This is a genomic window from Roseitranquillus sediminis, from assembly GCF_016918935.1.
Taxonomy (GTDB): Bacteria; Pseudomonadota; Alphaproteobacteria; order Rhodobacterales; family Rhodobacteraceae; genus Roseitranquillus; species Roseitranquillus sediminis.
Map to the genome: position 1 here is coordinate 194,307 of NZ_JAFFOB010000025.1, position 18,028 is coordinate 212,334.

14 protein-coding genes are annotated in these 18,028 nt (G+C 68.7%); 6 read left to right on the forward strand and 8 right to left on the reverse strand.

Translation table 11 applies throughout. The features are described from left to right. Positions 1-248: 248 nt before the first annotated feature. Both rnr and JM664_RS17155 read left to right on the forward strand, forming a co-directional pair. The gene (gene rnr / locus JM664_RS17150; protein WP_227421144.1) at positions 249-2,501 is read left to right on the forward strand and encodes a ribonuclease R; all 2,253 of its coding nucleotides are present in this window, start codon (positions 249-251) and stop codon (positions 2,499-2,501) included. A 101-nt stretch (positions 2,502-2,602) separates the two neighbouring features. Next, a complete protein-coding gene (locus JM664_RS17155) occupies positions 2,603-3,862 on the forward strand; it encodes a lytic murein transglycosylase (protein ID WP_227421145.1) in 1,260 nt (419 codons plus the stop codon). Between the two features lie 427 nt (positions 3,863-4,289). Here the strand turns inward: JM664_RS17155 and JM664_RS17160 are convergent, their stop codons facing one another. From JM664_RS17160 to rsfS, 7 genes are all read right to left on the reverse strand, one after another. Then, positions 4,290-7,541: an error-prone DNA polymerase gene (locus JM664_RS17160; protein WP_227421146.1), complete on the reverse strand. Its 3,252-nt coding sequence runs from the start codon at positions 7,539-7,541 to the stop codon at positions 4,290-4,292. Positions 7,542-7,597: 56 nt separating this feature from the next. Then, on the reverse strand, positions 7,598-8,071 hold the full coding sequence (locus JM664_RS17165) for an RNA pyrophosphohydrolase (protein ID WP_227421147.1): 474 nt from the start codon (positions 8,069-8,071) through the stop codon (positions 7,598-7,600). A gap of 50 nt (positions 8,072-8,121) precedes the next feature. After that, positions 8,122-9,306, reverse strand: a complete 1,185-nt coding sequence (locus JM664_RS17170; RefSeq protein WP_227421148.1) for an aminotransferase class I/II-fold pyridoxal phosphate-dependent enzyme — start codon at positions 9,304-9,306, stop codon at positions 8,122-8,124. A 109-nt stretch (positions 9,307-9,415) separates the two neighbouring features. After that, a complete protein-coding gene (locus JM664_RS17175; protein WP_227421149.1) occupies positions 9,416-10,798 on the reverse strand; it encodes a S41 family peptidase in 1,383 nt (460 codons plus the stop codon). A gap of 117 nt (positions 10,799-10,915) precedes the next feature. Then, complete coding sequence (gene gpmI, locus JM664_RS17180; protein ID WP_227421150.1) at positions 10,916-12,454, reverse strand: 2,3-bisphosphoglycerate-independent phosphoglycerate mutase; 1,539 nt, start codon at positions 12,452-12,454, stop codon at positions 10,916-10,918. Positions 12,455-12,589: 135 nt separating this feature from the next. Continuing rightward, entirely contained in the window at positions 12,590-13,060 is a 471-nt protein-coding gene (gene rlmH / locus JM664_RS17185) for a 23S rRNA (pseudouridine(1915)-N(3))-methyltransferase RlmH (RefSeq protein WP_227421151.1), read from the reverse strand. Next, positions 13,061-13,426: a ribosome silencing factor gene (gene rsfS, locus JM664_RS17190; protein ID WP_227421152.1), complete on the reverse strand. Its 366-nt coding sequence runs from the start codon at positions 13,424-13,426 to the stop codon at positions 13,061-13,063. Between the two features lie 262 nt (positions 13,427-13,688). Here rsfS and JM664_RS17195 point away from each other — a divergent pair, with 262 nt between their 5' ends. Beyond that, entirely contained in the window at positions 13,689-14,597 is a 909-nt protein-coding gene (locus JM664_RS17195) for a YihY/virulence factor BrkB family protein (RefSeq protein ID WP_227421153.1), read from the forward strand. 19 nt (positions 14,598-14,616) lie between these two features. On the opposite strand, the gene JM664_RS17200 is transcribed toward JM664_RS17195, so the two are convergent. After that, positions 14,617-15,447: a response regulator gene (locus JM664_RS17200; RefSeq protein ID WP_227421154.1), complete on the reverse strand. Its 831-nt coding sequence runs from the start codon at positions 15,445-15,447 to the stop codon at positions 14,617-14,619. Between the two features lie 118 nt (positions 15,448-15,565). On the opposite strand from JM664_RS17200, the gene JM664_RS17205 reads away from it, so the two are divergent. Genes JM664_RS17205 through JM664_RS17215 form a run of 3 tightly spaced genes read left to right on the forward strand, consistent with a single transcriptional unit; the run spans position 15,566 to position 18,005 of the window. Next, positions 15,566-15,712, forward strand: a complete 147-nt coding sequence (locus tag JM664_RS17205) for a NepR family anti-sigma factor (RefSeq protein ID WP_227421155.1) — start codon at positions 15,566-15,568, stop codon at positions 15,710-15,712. Then, a complete protein-coding gene (locus JM664_RS17210; protein ID WP_227421156.1) occupies positions 15,709-16,272 on the forward strand; it encodes an RNA polymerase sigma factor in 564 nt (187 codons plus the stop codon). The genes JM664_RS17205 and JM664_RS17210 overlap by 4 nt, the downstream gene beginning before the upstream one ends. A 29-nt stretch (positions 16,273-16,301) precedes the next feature. Continuing rightward, positions 16,302-18,005 (forward strand): sensor histidine kinase, encoded by a 1,704-nt coding sequence (locus JM664_RS17215; protein WP_227421157.1) that lies wholly within the window; start codon positions 16,302-16,304, stop codon positions 18,003-18,005. Positions 18,006-18,028: the final 23 nt, after the last annotated feature.

Sequence of the window (18,028 nt, forward strand, 5' to 3'; positions counted from 1 at the left end):
GCCCGTTGTGGATGCATAGGCTCCGAAATCAGGCCAGCGCCCGTCGGCATCTACAAGGCTTCTCGGATCCGTGTCGGATTATCGGGCCTAGCTGGCGGATTCTGTCGCGCCCGCGCGTATACCAGCCTCGGTGGCCTCACGCCGGCACCGGACCGAGAACAGAACCAGTCTATCAGCGAGGACGAAGCGGGGCAGGGTCACCCGCCGCCCGCGTGACGCCACCCGCGGCGCGTGCTACCTCGTCGCGCATGAGCCGCATCCCGTCCAAGGACGAGGTCCTCGCCTGGATCTCCGAGCACCCCACCCAGACCGCCAAGCGCGACATCGCCAAGGCGTTCGGCATCAAAGGATCCGATCGCATCGACCTCAAGCGGCTCCTGCGCGAGCTCGAGGACGAGGGCGCGCTGCAGAAGCGGCGCAGGACCTACCGCGATCCGGAGAAGCTACCGCCGGTGAGCGTCCTGCAGGTTCTGGAGCCCGGTCGCGACGGCGACCTCTTTGCCAAACCGCTCGAATGGCACGGTGACGGCCCCGACCCCAGCGTGCTCATCATCCCGCGCGACAGCGACCCCGCCCTCGGTCCCGGCGACAGGATCCTCGCGCGCCTCACCGAGGTGGGGGAGGCCGACCACCGCTACGAGGCGCGACTGATCCGCAAGATCGGCACCAATCCGCGCCGCATCCTCGGGATCTTCAGGAAGGGTGCCGAAGGGGGCAATATCCTGCCGATCGACAAGGGCGCCGACCGCGAGTGGCGCGTCGGCCCAGGCGCCACCCACGGCGCGAAGGACGGCGAACTGGTCGAGGCCGAGCAGGCAGGCCACCGCGCCCGCCTCGGCCTGCCGCAGGCGCGCATCGTCACGCGTCTCGGCGATCCGTCCGAGCCGCGCGCGGTCTCGCTGATCGCGATCCACCAGCACGGGATCCCGGACGACTTTCCCGACGACGCCATAGCCGAGGCCGACCGGCAGAAGCCCGCGGGCCTCCAGGGCCGCGAGGACCTCCGCGACCTGCCGCTCGTCACCATCGACCCCTCCGACGCGCGCGACCACGACGACGCGGTCTGGGCGCATCCCGATGACGATCCGGCGAACGAGGGTGGCTACGTCCTCTGGGTCGCCATCGCCGACGTGGCCCACTACGTTCGCCCGGACAGCGCGCTCGACCGCGAGGCGCGGCGGCGCGGCAACTCGACCTACTTCCCCGATCGGGTGGTGCCGATGCTGCCCGACCGCCTCTCGGGAGACCTCTGCTCGCTGCACGAGGGCGTGCCGCGCCCGGTGATCGCCGTGCGCATGCAGATAGATGCCGGGGGCGACAAGATCGACCACAAGTTCGTGCGTGGCATGATGTGCTCCGCCGCCTCGCTCGCCTACGAGGAAGTGCAGGCGGCGATGGATGGCCAGCCGTCCGACCGCACCGGCCCTTTGATGGACGACGTGATCCGCCCGCTCTACGCCGCTTACCATGCTCTGCGCGCGGCGCGGGAACGGCGGGAGCCACTGGACCTCGACCTGCCCGAACGGCGCATTGAACTTTCGCCCGACGGCCGCGTCACTTCGGTCAACTTCAAGGACCGGCTCGACGCGCACCGGCTAATCGAGGAGTTCATGATCCTCGCCAACGTCGCCGCAGCGGAGGCGCTGGAAAAGCGACGGAGCCCGCTCCTCTACCGCGTCCACGAGGAGCCGTCTCCCGAGAAGCTCGACGCGCTCCGCGAGACGGCGCAGGCCAGCGGCCTGACGCTGGCCAAGGGCCAGGTGCTCCGCACGAGCCACCTCAACCGCCTGCTCGACCAGGCGGCAGGGACGGATCACGCCGAACTCATCAACCTCTCGACCCTGCGCTCGATGACGCAGGCCTACTACCACCCGGACAATTACGGCCATTTCGGCCTCGCCCTGCGCAGCTACGCGCACTTCACCTCGCCAATCCGCCGCTATGCGGACCTCATCGTGCACCGCGCCCTGATCTCGGGGCGCAAATGGGGTGACGACGGGCTCGATCCCGAGGAGATCGAGCGGCTGGAGCAGACTGCGCAGCACATCTCCGAAACCGAGCGCCGCTCGATGGTGGCGGAGCGAGACACGACGGACCGCTACCTCGCCGCATACCTCTCCGAGCGCGTCGGCACCGAGATGACCGGGCGGATCTCCGGCATCGCCCGCTTCGGCGCCTTCGTGAAGCTCGACGAGACCGGCGCCGATGGGCTGGTCCCGATCCGCTCGCTCGGCAACGAGTACTTCCACTTCGACCGCGAGGCGCAGACGCTGATGGGCGCCGACACGGGCATGACCATCGGCCTTGGCCAGCGCGTCGAGGTGCGCCTGACCGAGGCGGTGCCGGTGACCGGCGGCCTGATGCTGGAGCTGCTTTCGGTCGAGGGCGCGGATGTCGGCGGCGGAGGCCGCCCGCGCGGGCGCCCTGTGAGGCGCCAGGTGGGCAAGGAGCGCGCGCGCGCGGCCAAGGGCAAGCGCAAGGTCGTCCGCAAGCGGCGCTAGCGCAGCGGCGGCAACTGACGCGCGAGCATTCATGAAGGCTTTGAGTTGAGCCGGACCTCGGCTACCCTGCCCGCGAGCAGTCGAGAACAACAGGTGATCCCATGCGCGCGATCGGGACAACGCTTGCCTTCACCCTTACCCTTGGCACCGGCCTCGCCCATGCCGGCGCTCCGACACAGTCGCTCCGCCCAGAGGCGCGGACGACGCAGCTCCGCGCCGCTGCGGTGACCACATCCGGCGAGGATGCGCGGCTGCAGACGTGGCTGGCGGAATTCCGTGGTCGAGCGCTGGCCGAGGGTATTCGCCCGGACGTCTACGACGCGGCGCTCGCGGGCGTTCGCTACGATGCCGACATCATCCGGCGCGACTCGAATCAGGCAGAGTTCGTCAAGCCGATCTGGGAATATCTCGACAGCGCCGTCTCCGACGCACGCATCGCCAACGGGCGCATGGCGCTCGACCGCCACGCCGACGTTCTGGCGCGGATCGAGGCCCATTACGGCGTCGACAGGGAAGTGGTCGCGGCGATCTGGGGTCTGGAGAGCGCCTATGGCGCCTACCGCGGCTCGACGCCGATCCTCCAGGCGCTCGCGACGCTGGCCTATGACGGCCGCCGCGGCGCGTTCTTCGAGGAGCAGCTCATTGCTGCGCTCCGCATCATCCAGTCAGGCGACGTCAGGCCCAGCGGCATGACCGGCTCGTGGGCAGGGGCGATGGGGCACACGCAGTTCATGCCGACGAGCTACCTCGCCTATGCCGCCGATTTTCACGGCGACGGGCGGCGGGACATCTGGTCGGACGATCCAACCGACGCACTCGCCTCCACGGCCGCCTACCTCGCCCGCTTCGGCTGGGTGCAGGGGATGCCGTGGGGCGTGGAGGTGCGGCTGCCCAACGGCTTCGACTATGCGCTGGCGGGCCGCGATACCAAGGCGATGCCGTCGGACTGGGCACGACGCGGCGTCGTCGGATTGGACGGGCGGCCGGTGCGCGACTTCGGCTCGGCCTCGCTCCTGCTTCCCGCAGGGGCTCGGGGGCCCGCTTTCCTGATCTTCAAGAACTTCGAGGTCATCGAGCGCTACAACACTGCCGACGCCTACGTGATCGGCGTGGGGCATCTGGCCGACCGGCTGCGCGGCGGCGACCCGATCCAGGGTGACTGGCCCCGCGGCGACCGCGCCCTCGCTTACGCGGAGCGGCAGGAGTTGCAGCAGCGCCTGACCGCCCTCGGCTTCCCGACGCAGGGGGTCGACGGACGGATCGGGCCGAACACCATCGCGGCGATCCGCAGCTTTCAGCGGGCCGCCGGACTGGTGCCCGACGGCTATGCTTCGCTCGACCTCCTGACGCGACTGCGCTGACCGGCGGCGCCTTCGTACCAGTCGCCCATCAGCACCTCCGTCGCGCCGCCTTGGCGGGGACGAGGCTCGCGAAGCGCTACATGTTTAAGCCGCGGTAGTGGTACGGCTAGACGTACTGCGGCCGGAACTCATGTACTGCGTCCGCCGCCTGAGTGATCCCATGGTACAGGGCAGGTTCATAGGGCGATGGCTATGGAGACGGCCTCGAGATCCCGCATCTCCGGGAGGCCCTCGGTGTCGCCGGCGATGTAGACGCGGCGCCCGTCGATGGTCAGGACAGAGCCGTTGTCGCGCCCTGACGGTGTGGATGGTGATCTGGCAGGACAATGGCGGTGCCGGCCGCGGCGAAGCTGCGGCGTGTGGTCGGGTCTTTCCCTGAAACGACGGTCTTGCGGGTGAATGGAGCGCGTTCGCGGATCGTCATCCGTCACGAGCGGCGGGAGACGCACTTTGCGCCGCCGGCGGAGTCCCACCAGTCGTCGCGGGTGATGCCGTGGGCGTCGCCGAAGCTGCGGCCGCGGAACGGGTCGGCGTCGCGCGGATGGCGCGCCTGTGGGTTCATGACGGCGCCGGGGCCGCGCACTTCGCGCGGGACAGGTGTCCAGTCCGGGGCGTCGGAAGGATCGCCGTCGCCCGGCGGCTCGAGCGGCGGCGTGCCGGGGGTCAGCAGGTGGCGCAGCAGCGCCATCGGGTGGGCGCGCAGCGTCAGGCGGGTGGCGACGTAATCCTCCACCACCTCCTCGCCCAGGGTCATCCGTGGCAGGCGGGCGGGGTCCTCGAGGATGCCCTCGCCGTCCATGTCGCCGCCGAAGAGCGGCAGCGGCTTCTCGCTCGTGACGGCGCGGGCGTCCCAGAGCGCCTCGCGGCGCGTGAGGCCGATGTCGGCGAAGGCGTCGGCCTCGGAGAGCACGCGCAGCATCCGCGGGCTGGTGCCGGCGCGGCGCCAGACATCCTCGACGCTGCGGTAGCCGTTGCCGCGGGCGGCGGCGATCCAGTTCGCCTCCTCCTGGCGCATCGCGCGGATCTGGCGGAAGCCGAGGCGCAGCGCGAGGCCGCCGCGTCCGTCGGGCTCCATCGTGCAGTCCCAGTAGGAGCGGTTGATGCAGACCGGGCGCACCTCGACCCCGTGCTCGCGCGCGTCGCGGACGATCTGCGCCGGGGCGTAGAAGCCCATCGGCTGCGAGTTCAGCAGCGCGCAGGCGAAGATGCCGGGGTGATGGCGCTTGAGCCAGGACGAAGCGTAGACGAGGAGCGCGAAGGAGGCCGCGTGACTTTCGGGGAAGCCGTAGGAGCCGAAGCCCTCGATCTGAGCGAAGCAGCGCTCGGCAAAGTCCATGTCGTAGCCGCGCTCGCGCATGCCGCTCAGGAACCGGCCCTTCAGCGGCGTGACCTTGTCGACCTTCTTGAAGGTGGCGAGCGCGCGGCGCAGGCGATCGGCCTCCTCCGGGCTGAACCCCGCGCCGATGATGGCGATCTGCATCGCCTGCTCCTGGAAGAGCGGCACGCCGAGGGTCTTGCCGAGAACCGCCCCGAGTTCGTCCGACGGGAAATCCACCGCCTCCTCGCCGCAACGGCGGCGGAGATAGGGGTGGAGCATGTCGCCCTGGATCGGCCCCGGGCGGATGATCGCAACCTCGATCACGAGGTCGTAGAAGCAGCGCGGCTTCATCCGGGGCAGGAAGCTCATCTGCGCTCGGCTCTCGACCTGAAAGACGCCGACAGTATCGGCGCGGCAGAGCATGTCGTAGACGCGCCCGTCCTCGGGCGGGATCGTGGCGAGGTCGTAGTCGGTCTGGTGGTGGCGGGCGATGAGGTCGAACGCCTTGCGGATGCAGGTGAGCATCCCGAGGGCGAGGACGTCGACCTTGAGGATGCCGAGCGCGTCGATGTCGTCCTTGTCCCAACAGATGACCGTGCGATCCTCCATCGTGGCGTTCTCGACCGGCACCAGTTCGTCGAGCCGCCCCTCGGTGATGACGAAGCCGCCGACATGCTGGGAGAGGTGGCGGGGGAAGCCCTGGATCTCGTGCACGAGCTCCAGCGTCTGGCGCAGGCGGCGGTCGGAGGAGTCGAGGCCGATCTCGCGCAGGCGTTGTTCCTCCAGGCCCTCGGCGGAGAAGAAGCCCCAGAGCTGGGACGAGAGCGCGGCGATCGTGTCGTCGGTGAGGCCCATCGCCTTGCCGACCTCGCGGATGGCGCGCTTGCCGCGATAGTGGATCACGGTAGCGCAGATGCCGGCGCGGTGGCGGCCGTAGCGCTCGTAGATCCACTGGATCACCTCCTCGCGGCGTTCGTGCTCGAAGTCGACGTCGATGTCGGGCGGCTCGTTCCGGGCCTCGGAGACGAAGCGCTCGAACACCATGGTGCCGATCTCGGGCGAGACCGAGGTGACGCCGAGGCAGTAGCAGACGACGGAATTGGCGGCGGACCCCCGGCCCTGGCAGAGGATGTCGCGGGAGCGGGCGAAGGCGACGACGTCGTTGACCGTCAGGAAGTAGGGCTCGTAGCCCAGCCGGGCGATCAGCGCGAGCTCGTGATCAAGCGTGGCACGAACCTTCTCCGGCGCGCCCGAGGGATAGCGCCAGACGAGCCCCTCGTGCGCGAGGCGGCGGAGGCGGTCGGCGGGGGTCTCGCCGGCGCTGATCTCGGAGGGGTACTCGTAGCGCAGCTCGTCGAGCGAGAAGGTGCAGCGCCTGGCCACCTCCCACGCGCGGTCGACGGCGGCCTCGTGGCCGGCGAAGAGCCGGCGCATCTCGGCCTCGGAGCGCAGCCGCTGCTCGGCGTTGGCGAGCGCGGCGCGGCCGAGGTCGTCGACCCGCCCTCCGGTGCGGATGGCGGTGAGCACGTCGGCAAGCTTGCGGCGCGCGCCGTGGTGCATCAGCGGCGAGGCGGAGGCGACGGTGGGCACACCGAGGCGGCGGGCCAGCCGCGCGAGGGCGTCGAAGCGCGTCCGGTCCTGGCCATCGTAGCGGGGGGCGAGGAGTAGGGCGACCCGGCCGGGGAAGCGGCGCGTCAGCCGGCGCGCCAGTGGCCACCACGCGCCCGCGCCGCGCGGCACCGTGGCCGCCTGTGGCAGCGGGGCATCCGGAAGCGGGACTGCACCCGTCCCGGCGGGATCGCCTCCGAGCGGGTGGAGCAACAGCTCCATGCCCTCTGCCCAGTCGAGCAGGTCGGGGGTGGAGATCTCGCAGGCGCCCTTCTCGGCGCGTCGGCGGCCGATGGTGATCAGGCGGCAGAGCCGGCCCCAGGCGGCGCGGTCGCGCGGCAGGGCGGTGACGCGGAGCCCGTCGGTAGTGACGAGTCGCACGGCGGGGATGAGCCGCGGCACGCAGCGCACGTCGAGCGACGGGGCCGGCGCGGCGGGACGGAGGCGCGTCTCGAATGCCGCAACGGCAGGACGCCCGGCGTCACCCAGATAGCGCTCATCCGGGATCGCGGGGGGCACCCAGGGCGGCGGAGGGCCGATTGGTCCGGCGGCCTCGGCCGCTTCGCGCTCGCGTACGGTCCGCGCGATCTCCTCGATCTGGGCGTGGGCGCGGACAATGCCGGCGACGGAGTTCTCGTCGGCGATGGCGATCGCGCCGATGCCCAGCAGCGCCGCGCGCTCGACATGCTCCTCGGGGTGGGAAGCGCCCGTGAGGAAGGTGAAGTTGGAGGTGACATCGAGCTCGGCGAACATGGTCGAGCACGATATTCCCGTTTTGTTCCGGAGACGAGTCCGATGCCGGTGCGGCGTCAGGACGGCAGAAGACGGTTGGCGAAGGCGTCGAATACCGCGCGGTACACGTCGCGTTTGAACGGCACGATGTGCTCCATGAGGTCGGCGGGCGCCATCCAGCGCCAGCGGCCGAACTCGACCTCGTGCGCCGCCAGATCGACGGCCGAATCGGGACCGCCGTAGCGCATCAGGAACCACTTCTGGCGCTGGCCGCGGTAGCGCCCGCCCCAGACCCGGCCGATCAGGTCATCGGGCAGGTCATAGCTGATCCAGTCCGGCGTCTCGGCCTCGAGCGCGACGGCCTCAGGCGACAGACCCGTCTCTTCCCGCAGCTCGCGCAGGGCCGCATCGGATGGGGCCTCCCCGGCGTCGATGCCGCCCTGCGGCATCTGCCACGCGCCCGGCGTGTCCAGCCGCTCGCCGGCGAAGACGAGACCGGCGGGATTCGCCAGCACGACGCCGACGCAGGGACGGTAGGGGAGCGAAGCCATGCGGCGACCCTAGCGGCGCGGCCCGGCGAACGGAACGGCCGTCGGCGCGCTCAGGGGCCGAGAGCCTCGGCGGCGGCCTGAAAGGCCGGCAGCGCACGCTCGACCATCTCGTCGGTTGCGGTCAGGCAGAGACGGAAGTCGCTCGGACAGTCGAAGACCGTGCCAGGCATCACTCTGACTCCGTGCGGCTTGAGGAAGGCGGCGAAGCGCTCAGCGTCGCCGCCCGGCGCGCGACCCCAGAGGTAGAAGGTGCCCTCGGGCCGGACCATGCGGTACCCCCAATGCTCCATGGCGCCGAGCAGACGGTCGCGCCGGGACGCCAGCGCGTCGATGTCGATCGAGAGCGTCTCGAGCCGCGGGAGCGCGTGCTGCATCAGCGCGTCGGCGAAGCCCCAGCCGAGCGCCATCTGGCTGGTGACGAGAGCGCCGCGGAACTCCCCGCGATCGGCGGCGGGCATCGTGGGCGAAAGGGCGAGGTAGCCGAGACGCTGGCCGGGCGCGAGCAGGATCTTCCCGTAGCTGTAGTCGACGAGGGTCCAGGGGTAGACGGCGGCCGGGCTGACAAAGCCGGCACCATCGTAGCGGATGCGGCGGTATGGCTCGTCCGAGAGGATGAAGATGCGGCGCCCGAAGCGGTCGGATGCCGCGCTGACCGCGGCCGCGAGGTCGCCCAGGGCAGTGTGGCCGTAGATCCGTCCGGTCGGATTGGCGGGAGAGTTGACCACCACGATCCGCGTGCGCGGCGTCATGGCTTGCGCGATGGCGTCTACGTCGAGGTCGTAGGAGCCGGGCGCGAGCGGCGCGGCCGTGGCCCGGCAGCCGCGCCCCACGAGCAGCGGAGCGTAGCAGAACCAGCCGGGTTGCGGGATCACCACCTCGTCGCCGGGCTCGAGAAGGAGCGAGAATGCGAGGGCTATGGCGCCGAAGGCGCCTTGCGTCAGCGCGATGTCCTCGGGCTCGAACGGCAAGTCGAGCTCCGCCTCAAGCGAGCGGGCGAGCACTTCCCGCGGCTCGTCCTCGTTCGTCTTGTAGGCGAACCAGCTGGGGTCACGAGGGACCGCCGCGTCGCGCAGGGCATCGACCAGCCCGGCAAGCGGCATCTCGTTCGGGTTGCCGAAGGTGAAGTCGGCGGTCGCGCCACCAGCGGCCCGTTCGCGCGCATTGGCCTCAAAGAAGTCAAGGACGGGGCGGAAGCTGTCCGCCGCCGCGGCGGCGCTTCTCGATATGAAAGCCACGGGACCTTCCCTCGCGGGTCAACTTCGGTCCATCATCGCACGTTTGCCGACGTCGCAGAAGCCGGCGGCGGCGACGCCCGCCCCTGCGTGGGAGCGGGCGTCCTCGCCCTCATTGCTGACGCGAAGCTTCCTGCACGTAGAGATCGGTGTTGAGCGCCGAGAGGCCCTTCAGCAGGTCGATCGCATAGGACAGCTGGAAGTCCTCCTCGCGAAGGCGCGCGGCTGCGGCGGCCGCTTCCTGCTCCTCGATCGCCTGGTCGCGCTCTTCCTCGGTCATGGAATCGTTCTCGAGGCTGCCGCGCAGATCAGCTTCGGAGCGCAGCGGGCGCGCGATGCTGTCCTCTTCGTCCTCGGCCGTCTCGTCGGCGGGGCGGCTCGGCGGCTGTTCCACCACGATGTCGGGCGAGATGCCCAGTGCCTGGATCGAGCGGCCGGACGGCGTGTAGTACCGAGCGGTGGTGAGACGCATCGCCCCCTCGCCGCGCAGCGGCATGACTGTCTGGACCGATCCCTTGCCGAACGACTTGGTGCCAACGACGATCGCCCGCCGGTGGTCCTGCAGCGCGCCCGCGACGATCTCGGACGCCGAAGCCGATCCGCCGTTGATCAGCACGACGATCGGCTTGCCCTCGGTGAGGTCGCCCTCGGTTGCGTTGAAGCGCTCGCCGTCCTGCGGATTGCGGCCGCGGGTCGAGACGACCTCGCCTGCGTCGAGAAAGGCGTCCGAGACTTCGATGGCCTCGGTCAACAGCCCGCCGGGGTTGTTGCGAAGATCGAGAACAAAGCCGCTCACGTTGTCCATGCCGCCCAGCGCCTCGACCTGCTCCTTGAGCCCTTCCTCGAGGTTGGGAGAGGTCTGGTCGTTGAATGTGGTCACCCGCAGGATAACCGCATCGCCCTCGGTGCGGGTACGGACCGCCGCGATCTGGATCGTGTCGCGAACGATGGTGACGTCGAACGGCTCCTCCGGCCCCTCCTCGCCCTCGCGGACGATGGTGATGATGATTTCGGACCCGACCGGCCCGCGCATCAGGTCCACCGCCTCGTCCAGCGTCAGGCCGAGTACGCTTTCGCCGTCTACATGCGTGATGAAGTCGCCGGCCTCGATGCCGGCCTCGTCCGCCGGGGTTCCGTCGATCGGCGAGACGACCTTGACGAAGCCTTCCTCCTGCGTGACCTCGATCCCGAGTCCGCCGAACTCGCCGCGGGTCTGGACGCGCATGTCGGCGGCATCCTCGGCAGAGAGATAGCCGGAATGCGGGTCGAGCGAGGTGAGCATGCCGTTGATGGCGGCCTCGATCAGCTCCTTCTCGTCGACCGACTCGACGTACTGGATGCGAACCCGCTCAAAGATGTCGCCGAAGAGGTCGAGCTGCTCGTAGATCGAGCTGCGATCGTTCGATTCCTGCGCGATCAGCGGGCCGGCCACCTGCGTGGCGAGGAGCGCGCCGGCCATGGTTCCGCCCACGGCAGCCATCACGAATTGTCTCATCGTTGTCGTCGTCTCCTTGTCGAGCGTGGCGCGGGCGGCAGCGGGCGCCGCGTGCAGCTTACGCCTCTTCAGCGCCTGCAATAAAGCGCAGAGCCTTCGGCAGGAAGGCGCGGTGCATCACAATCCCGTCGTCCCGCCGCGCCGGATCAGGCTCCGCCCAGTCATCTCCGGCGGCTGCTCGAGCCCCATCAGTTCCAGCAGCGTCGGCGCGAGGTCTGCGAGCCTGCCGTTTACCAGCCGCGCCCCTTCCGGACCGCCGAACAGGATCACCGGCACCGGGTTCAGCGTGTGCGCGGTGTGCGGGCCGCCGGTCTGGGGGTCGACCATCAACTCGCAGTTGCCATGGTCGGCCGTCAGCACCATCGCCCCGCCCGCCTTTCCGAGCGCGGCCACCACTCGGGCGAGCCCCGCGTCGACCGCCTCGCAGGCGCGGACAGCGGCATCGATATCGCCGGTGTGGCCAACCATGTCGGGGTTCGCATAGTTGGTCACGATCAGGTCATAGCCGGCCTCGATCGCCGCCACGAACCTGTCGGTGACGGCGGGCGCGGACATCTCCGGCTGCAGGTCATAGGTCGCGACATCGGGCGAAGGCGGCATGAAGCGATCCTCCCCCTCCTCGGGCTCCTCCTTGCCGCCATTGAGGAAGAAGGTGACGTGGGGGTACTTCTCGGTCTCCGCCAGCCGGAACTGCCGCAGACCGTGCCGCGCCACCCAGGCGCCCAGCGTGTTGACGATCTCCCGCTTCGGGAAGACCGTGGTCATGTAGCGCTCGTGCCTGTCCGAATATTCGACCATCCCCAGGAGGCCAGCCAGACGCGGCCTTTCGCCGGCGTCGAAACGGTCGAAGCCGGGCTCGCCGATCGCGGCGAGAATCTCCCGCGCGCGGTCGGCGCGGAAGTTGAGGCAGAAGAATCCGTCGCCATCGCGGATGCCCTCGTGCCCGGGCAGGACGGTCGGCTGGATGAACTCATCAGTCTCGCCACGCCCATAGGCGGCGGCGACGGCCTCCGCGGCGTCCGGCGCCAGCTCGCCCTCGCCTCGCACCATAGCCCGCCAGGCGCGCTCCACGCGGCTCCAGCGGTTGTCGCGGTCCATCGCGAAGTAGCGGCCGATGACCGTGCCGATCCGCGCGTCTCGGGGCAGCCGCGCCTCGAGGTCCGGCACGAACGCCTCGGCAGACTTTGGCGCCACATCACGCCCGTCGGTAATCGCATGGACCACCACCGGCACGCCGGCCTCGGCGATCGTGCGGGCGGCGACGATCAAGTGGTCGACATGTCCGTGAACGCCACCATCCGAGGCCATCCCCATCAGGTGCGCGCTTCCGCCCGACCGCTTCAGCGCCGCGATGAAGTCCCTCAGGACAGCGTTCTCGAAGAACGAGCCATCCTCGATCGCCAGGTCGATCTGGCCGAGGTCCATGGCTACCACCCGGCCGGCGCCGATGTTGGTGTGGCCGACTTCCGAATTGCCCATCTGACCCTTCGGCAGACCCGAGTCCGGTCCGTGCGTGATCAGCGTCGCTTTCGGGCAGGTCGCCATGAGGCGGTCGAACGTCGGCGTCTCGGCCAACGCGACCGCGTTGGCCTCGCGCTCCTCGCGCAGGCCCCAGCCATCGAGAATGCAGAGAACGACGGGCTTTGGTATGCTCATGCGTCGCACATAACGCGCCCGTTGGCGAAGGTCACGCGCCCTTCGCCCGCGCCGACCGCAGGCGCGGCAGCGCCTGCGCGGCCCAACGGGAGGAGATCGTCGCCGCAGGCGGCGTCCGACGACGGGCGGGAGCCACTAGTCGCGGTGATAGGGAGTGCCCGCCAAGATCGACGCCGCACGATAGAGCTGCTCGCTGAGCATCGCCCGGACCAGCATGTGCGGCCAGACCATCGGGCCGAGCGAGAGCACCGCGTCCGCCGCCCGCCGCAGCGCCGGGTCGATCCCGTCCGCGCCGCCGATCAGAAGGGCCGCCTCCGGGCGGCCAGCGTCGCGCCAGCCGGCGAGCAGGTCGGCGAGCTGAGGGGAAGTGAGGCTGCGTCCCCGTTCGTCCAACACGCAGACGGCAGCCCCGTCCGGGACAACGCGGCGGAGCAGGTCCGCCTCTGCCGTCATTCCGCCGCCCTTGCGGGCCTCGACCTCGTGAACGGTCAGCGGTCCCAGACCCAGCTGCCGCCCCGTCCGGTCAAACCGCGCGACATAATCCTCGATCAGGTTCCGCTCGGGCCCGACGCGCAGCCGGCCGACGGCGCAGATGCGCAGGCGCACTCAGCCGCGGGCGGCAGCCTGCGCCGGGCTCAGCCACATCTTCTCGAGCTGGTAGAACTCACGGACCTCGGGCCGGAAGACATGGATGATCACGTCGCCTGCGTCGATCAGCACCCAGTCGCCGGCATCTTTGCCCTCAACCTTGGCGCCGCGGCCGGTGGCGTCCTTCAGCCGCTCGACGAGGTGGTCCGAGATCGCACCGACCTGTCGCGACGAGCGGCCCGACGCGATGACCATCCAGTCGGCCATCTCGGATTTGCCGCGCAGGTCGATCTCGACCACATCCTCGGCCTTGTCGTCGTCGAGTGATTTGAGGATAAGGGCCAGCAGTTCGTCGCTGGCGGGCTCGGTGGGAAGCCCGGTCATTACCGGCTTCGCGGCGGTCTGCTCACGGACCGCATCGTGGACTTGGGACAGGACATCGTCCTCCTACGCTGCGCGCCGAACTTCGCCCCGGCGCCGGGCGTGCCTTGAAGGTAACATCTCGCCACCGAATTCTCAATGCGCGCGCCCGATTCTTCGTGCCTCCAAGCGCCTGCTGCCGTCGCGCGAGCCGCAGCCGTTGCCTTGACTGCGAGGAGCAGCAAGTATCCGTGTGACGCCGCGGTCGCCGGGAGGTCTGGGACAGTTGGCAGACACGATCGAAGGCGAAAGCCCGCGGTGGCGCGACTTGTGGGTTGCGTTCGAGCGGGCGTTGATCGAGCTCAACCAGCGCAACATCGGGCTGATCGCGGCGGGCGTGGCCTTCTGGTCGATGCTCGCCATCTTCCCGGGGATGGCCGCACTCATCGCGCTCTGGGGCTTCTTCGCCGACCCGCTCGTAATCGACGACATGCTGGAACTTGGCGCCGACTTCCTGCCGCCCGAGGCGTTCCGGCTGATCGACCGCCAGGCGCTTCAGCTAGCAAATGCCAATGACAGCACGCTTGGCTGGACCACGCTCCTCTCCATCGTGCTCGCGCTCTGGTGGTCACGCACGGGTGTGGAGGCGCTGATCCGGGGTTTGAACGCGGTACACCGCCGCTCGAACCGCATGGGGATGCGCCAGATGGTGACGCCGATCGTCCTGACGCTGACGCTCGTCGCCGTCTCGCTGGTCGCGCTGGCAAGCGTCGTCATCACCCCGATCATCCTCGCCTTCCTGCCGGTCGACACGATGCAGGGTATTTTGCTTTCCTACTCGCGATGGGCCATCGCGGCGGTGGTCATCGTCTTCGGGCTGAGCCTGCTCTACCGCTACGGGCCCAACCGCGACGGTGAGCATCGACGCGGCCCGTGGCTGACCCCCGGCATCTTCGTCGCTCTGGCCGTGTGGGCGGCGGCGTCATGGCTGTTTTCGCTCTATATCCAGAACTTTGCGCGCTACAACGAGATCTACGGCACGCTCGGCGCCGCCGTGATCCTGCTTCTGTGGTTCTACATCGGCGCTTACGCGGTGCTGCTCGGCGCTTCGCTTAACGCCAAGCTTGACCGCAACCAGAAGCGACGGCGCGAGCGGGAGAGCCGCCCGGCGCCGCCGATCCCGGACGACATGTGAGCCGTCCGGGCGTGCCTCCTCAACCAGCCTGACGTAGCGTCTCGGTCGATGAGAAGAACATCGCCTGACCGACCGCGGTGCGAACCTCTTCCTCGGTGTAGGGCTTCGAGATCAGGAACGCCGGCTCCGGCCGGTCGCCGGTCAGCAGCCGCTCGGGGAACGCCGTGATGAAGATCACCGGGATCTCGCCGAAGTGCTTCAACAGGTCGTTGACAGCGTCAATCCCGGACGACTTGTCCGCGAGCTGGATGTCGGCGAGGATCAGGTCCGGCTGGTCCTTCAGCCCCATTTCCACCGCCGCGTCGCGCGTGCGTGCGATGCCGGTAATCTCATGACCCATCTCGGAGACAATCGAGTGGATGTCCATTGCGATGATCGCCTCGTCCTCGATGATCATCACCTTGCCGCGGACGCTCTGCTCCATCTCCCGCATCGCGATCTCCACCAGTTCCTCGGCTTCCGTGGGCTCGATCTGCATGATCGCCCCGACTTCCTCGGCGCTGAATGCTTCGATCGTGTTCAGCAGGAGCGCCTCGCGCGCGTTCGGCGTCAGCGCCGACATGTGATCCTGCGCCGCCGCCTCGAGGCGCGGCAGATCCTCGCCCAGGGTCTTTGTCGGCTGGCCGGCACTGGCCCAGATGACGTGGAACGCCTTGAAAAGCGCCACCCGCGGCGCCAGCGAGCCGTCAAATATGCTGCGATCCTGCAACACTGCTTCGAGCGTTGCCGCGGCAAAGCTGTCTCCGCTGGCCTGATTGCCCGTCAGTGCGCGAGCGTAGCGCCTCAGGTATGGCAAATGCGTGGCGATCGACCCTGACAGGTCGTCACGCCTCACTGCTCTTTCGGTCATTGATGTCCCCAAGAATTCGTACATTCCTCGGAACCAAAGCACGAAGGCGTCGTTTGTTCCACTGTGACCTACACATGCGCCGTCTTGGCGTCTCCGGCGGCTGCATAGAAATACCCGTATGAACAAAGACAAGAAAAGCGCCGTCTACATGCGCCAGATCGACGAGAACCTGCGCCGTGTCTATCAGGAGGCGGCGAACGAGGATGTTCCCGACAGGTTCCAACAGCTGCTCCAGCGCCTGAAGGAACAGGACCAGAAGGGATGAGCCAAGACGTCGCCGACCCGCGCGACGAGCTGGTCGAACACCTCCCTGCTCTCCGCGCCTTCGCGCTCTCGCTGACCCGCAACTCGGCGTCGGCGGACGATCTCGTGCAAGACACGATCGAAAAGGCATGGTCGAACTTGTCGAAGTTCCAGCCCGGGACCAACATGCGAGCGTGGCTCTTCACCATCCAGCGGAACACCTTCTACTCCGATCGACGCAAGGCCAAATTCGAGGTTCCCGACGTTGACGGCCACTTTGCGGCCGCGCTGTCGGAAAAGCCGGCGCATGACGGCCGTCTGGCCTTCAAGGACTTCCGCGCGGCATTCGACAAGCTTCCCGACGAACAACGTGAAGCGCTCATCCTGGTGGGCGCGTCCGGATTCTCCTACGAGGAGGCGGCCGAGACCTGCGGCTGTGCCGTCGGGACCATCAAGAGCCGCGCGAACCGCGGGCGCAAGCGCCTGGCCGAGCTGCTCGGCCTCGGAGAGGACGAAGACCTGTCCATGACCGACAACGCCACGGTGGCGGTCATTGCGACGGGCCGACAGTCGCATACCTGATGCCCGCTGCGGGCCTGAGGTGGGGGCGGATGGACTCGCTCGGAACGCGGCTTGCGTCGCTCCTGACATTGGCTCTCCTTCCGCTGGGCTTGATCGCGGTAGTGCAGACCTATCGCGTGATGGGTGAGACCTCGGCACGTGTCGAAAGCGCCCTCCTGGGCGAGACGCTGCTCGTCACCCGACCCGAAAGAAGCTCGATCCAGGCGGGAATCGGCCGTGCGGAGACCGCGGCAGCGGCAGTGGACACGCTGCTCGACGATGCCGCGGCATGCAGCGCCTACCTGCGCGACCTCGTCGAGGAGTCCGAGGCGATGTTCGCGGGTGTGATTCCGCAATCCGGGCTGGTGGAGTGCGCGTCCGAAGGCGCTCCCCTCAACATGGCGGATACCGTTCACTACAGGGAAGTCTTCGCAAGTCCCGGCGTCTCGGTCCGGGTGACGGATCGCGGCAGGGTGACCGGTCGGCCGGCGACCCTGATCAGCGCGCCGATCGAGGAGGAGGGCGAGCTGCTCGCCTACGTCACGCTCTCGTTCCCGCACAAGCGCTTCTATACTGACGTCCGCACCAATTCCGGCTTTCAGCCACTGGAGATCGTCACCTTCAACAGCGCTGGCGACCTACTGACGACCGCCTCGTCGCGCGAGGAGGCGCTGGAGCTGCTGCCGCAGAACCGGTCCCTGAAGGCGCTGACCGGCACGTCTTCGACCGTCTTCCGCGATACCGACAGCCGCGGCGAGGGGCAGATCTACGCCGTGGCGCCACTGGTGGAAGGGACCGTCTCGGCTATGGCGATCTGGCCTGAGGCGCAGGTGCCGTCGAACCACTGGCTGCGCTGGACCATCCCGACCGTGATCCTGCCCGCCCTGATGTGGATCACCAGCCTCTCGGTCGCCTACTTCGCCGTGCACCGCCTCGTCATCCGGCACATCCGGCGCCTGCGTCAGCGGATGCGGCTCTTCTCGCGCTTCCGCCGCGTCGAGGAACATCGCGAGGACGAGACCCTGCCGCTCGAGCTGCGCGAAGTGAGCGAGTCGTTCGTGACGATGGCGCACACGATTCAGCGCGAGGAGGCCGAGCTGGAAAACTCGCTCCGCGAAAAGGACGCTCTCCTGCGCGAGGTCTACCACCGGGTCCGCAACAACCTGCAGCTCATTGCCTCGATGAACAACATGCAGATGCGCGCCTCTCGCTCACCCGAGGCGCAGTACGCGCTGAAGCGGCTGCAGGACCGCATCATGGCGCTCTCGACCATCCACGCGACGCTTTACGAGGCCCCCGCGCTGGCCAAGGTGCGCGCGGACGAAATGGTCCTCAGCCTGGCGCGCCAGGTGGCCTCCAAGGCGGACACGAAGGCGCGCATCGAGCTGCGTGCTACGGCCGAGCCTCTTCTTCTCTACCCGGATCAGGCGGTGCCACTGTCGCTGCTGGTGGTGGAGGCCGTGACAAACGCGGTCAAGCACCTTGGCAGCCCCGAAGAGACGCAGCCGCCCTACATAGATGTCGCGCTGGAGGAGGCGGAGGGCGAGGTGCATCTGCGCGTGGACAATTCCGTTACGCAACGCGGCGATTTGATCGATGGCCAGATTCCCGAAGGCAAGCTGGGGATGCAGCTGATGAACGCCTTCGTCGTCCAGCTCGGGGCGACGATGGAGATCACCGAGCGTCCGGACCGCTATCGCCTCGACGTGCGCTTCTCGGTCAGCGACTACGGCGAGGAGACGAGCATCTTCTGAAGCACGCCTGGACGCCGCTTCGC

What these genes read in the sequence shown, in the direction of transcription:
- JM664_RS17205 (WP_227421155.1), top strand. Translation starts at nt 15,566, where the DNA reads ATGAACAAAGACAAGAAAAGCGCCGTCTACATGCGCCAGATCGACGAG.
- JM664_RS17155 (WP_227421145.1), top strand. Translation starts at nt 2,603, where the DNA reads ATGCGCGCGATCGGGACAACGCTTGCCTTCACCCTTACCCTTGGCACC.
- rnr (WP_227421144.1), top strand. Translation starts at nt 249, where the DNA reads ATGAGCCGCATCCCGTCCAAGGACGAGGTCCTCGCCTGGATCTCCGAG.
- JM664_RS17215 (WP_227421157.1), top strand. Translation starts at nt 16,302, where the DNA reads ATGGACTCGCTCGGAACGCGGCTTGCGTCGCTCCTGACATTGGCTCTC.
- rsfS (WP_227421152.1), bottom strand. Translation starts at nt 13,426, where the DNA reads ATGACCGGGCTTCCCACCGAGCCCGCCAGCGACGAACTGCTGGCCCTT.
- JM664_RS17175 (WP_227421149.1), bottom strand. Translation starts at nt 10,798, where the DNA reads ATGAGACAATTCGTGATGGCTGCCGTGGGCGGAACCATGGCCGGCGCG.
- gpmI (WP_227421150.1), bottom strand. Translation starts at nt 12,454, where the DNA reads ATGAGCATACCAAAGCCCGTCGTTCTCTGCATTCTCGATGGCTGGGGC.
- JM664_RS17200 (WP_227421154.1), bottom strand. Translation starts at nt 15,447, where the DNA reads ATGACCGAAAGAGCAGTGAGGCGTGACGACCTGTCAGGGTCGATCGCC.
- JM664_RS17210 (WP_227421156.1), top strand. Translation starts at nt 15,709, where the DNA reads ATGAGCCAAGACGTCGCCGACCCGCGCGACGAGCTGGTCGAACACCTC.
- JM664_RS17160 (WP_227421146.1), bottom strand. Translation starts at nt 7,541, where the DNA reads ATGTTCGCCGAGCTCGATGTCACCTCCAACTTCACCTTCCTCACGGGC.
- JM664_RS17165 (WP_227421147.1), bottom strand. Translation starts at nt 8,071, where the DNA reads ATGGCTTCGCTCCCCTACCGTCCCTGCGTCGGCGTCGTGCTGGCGAAT.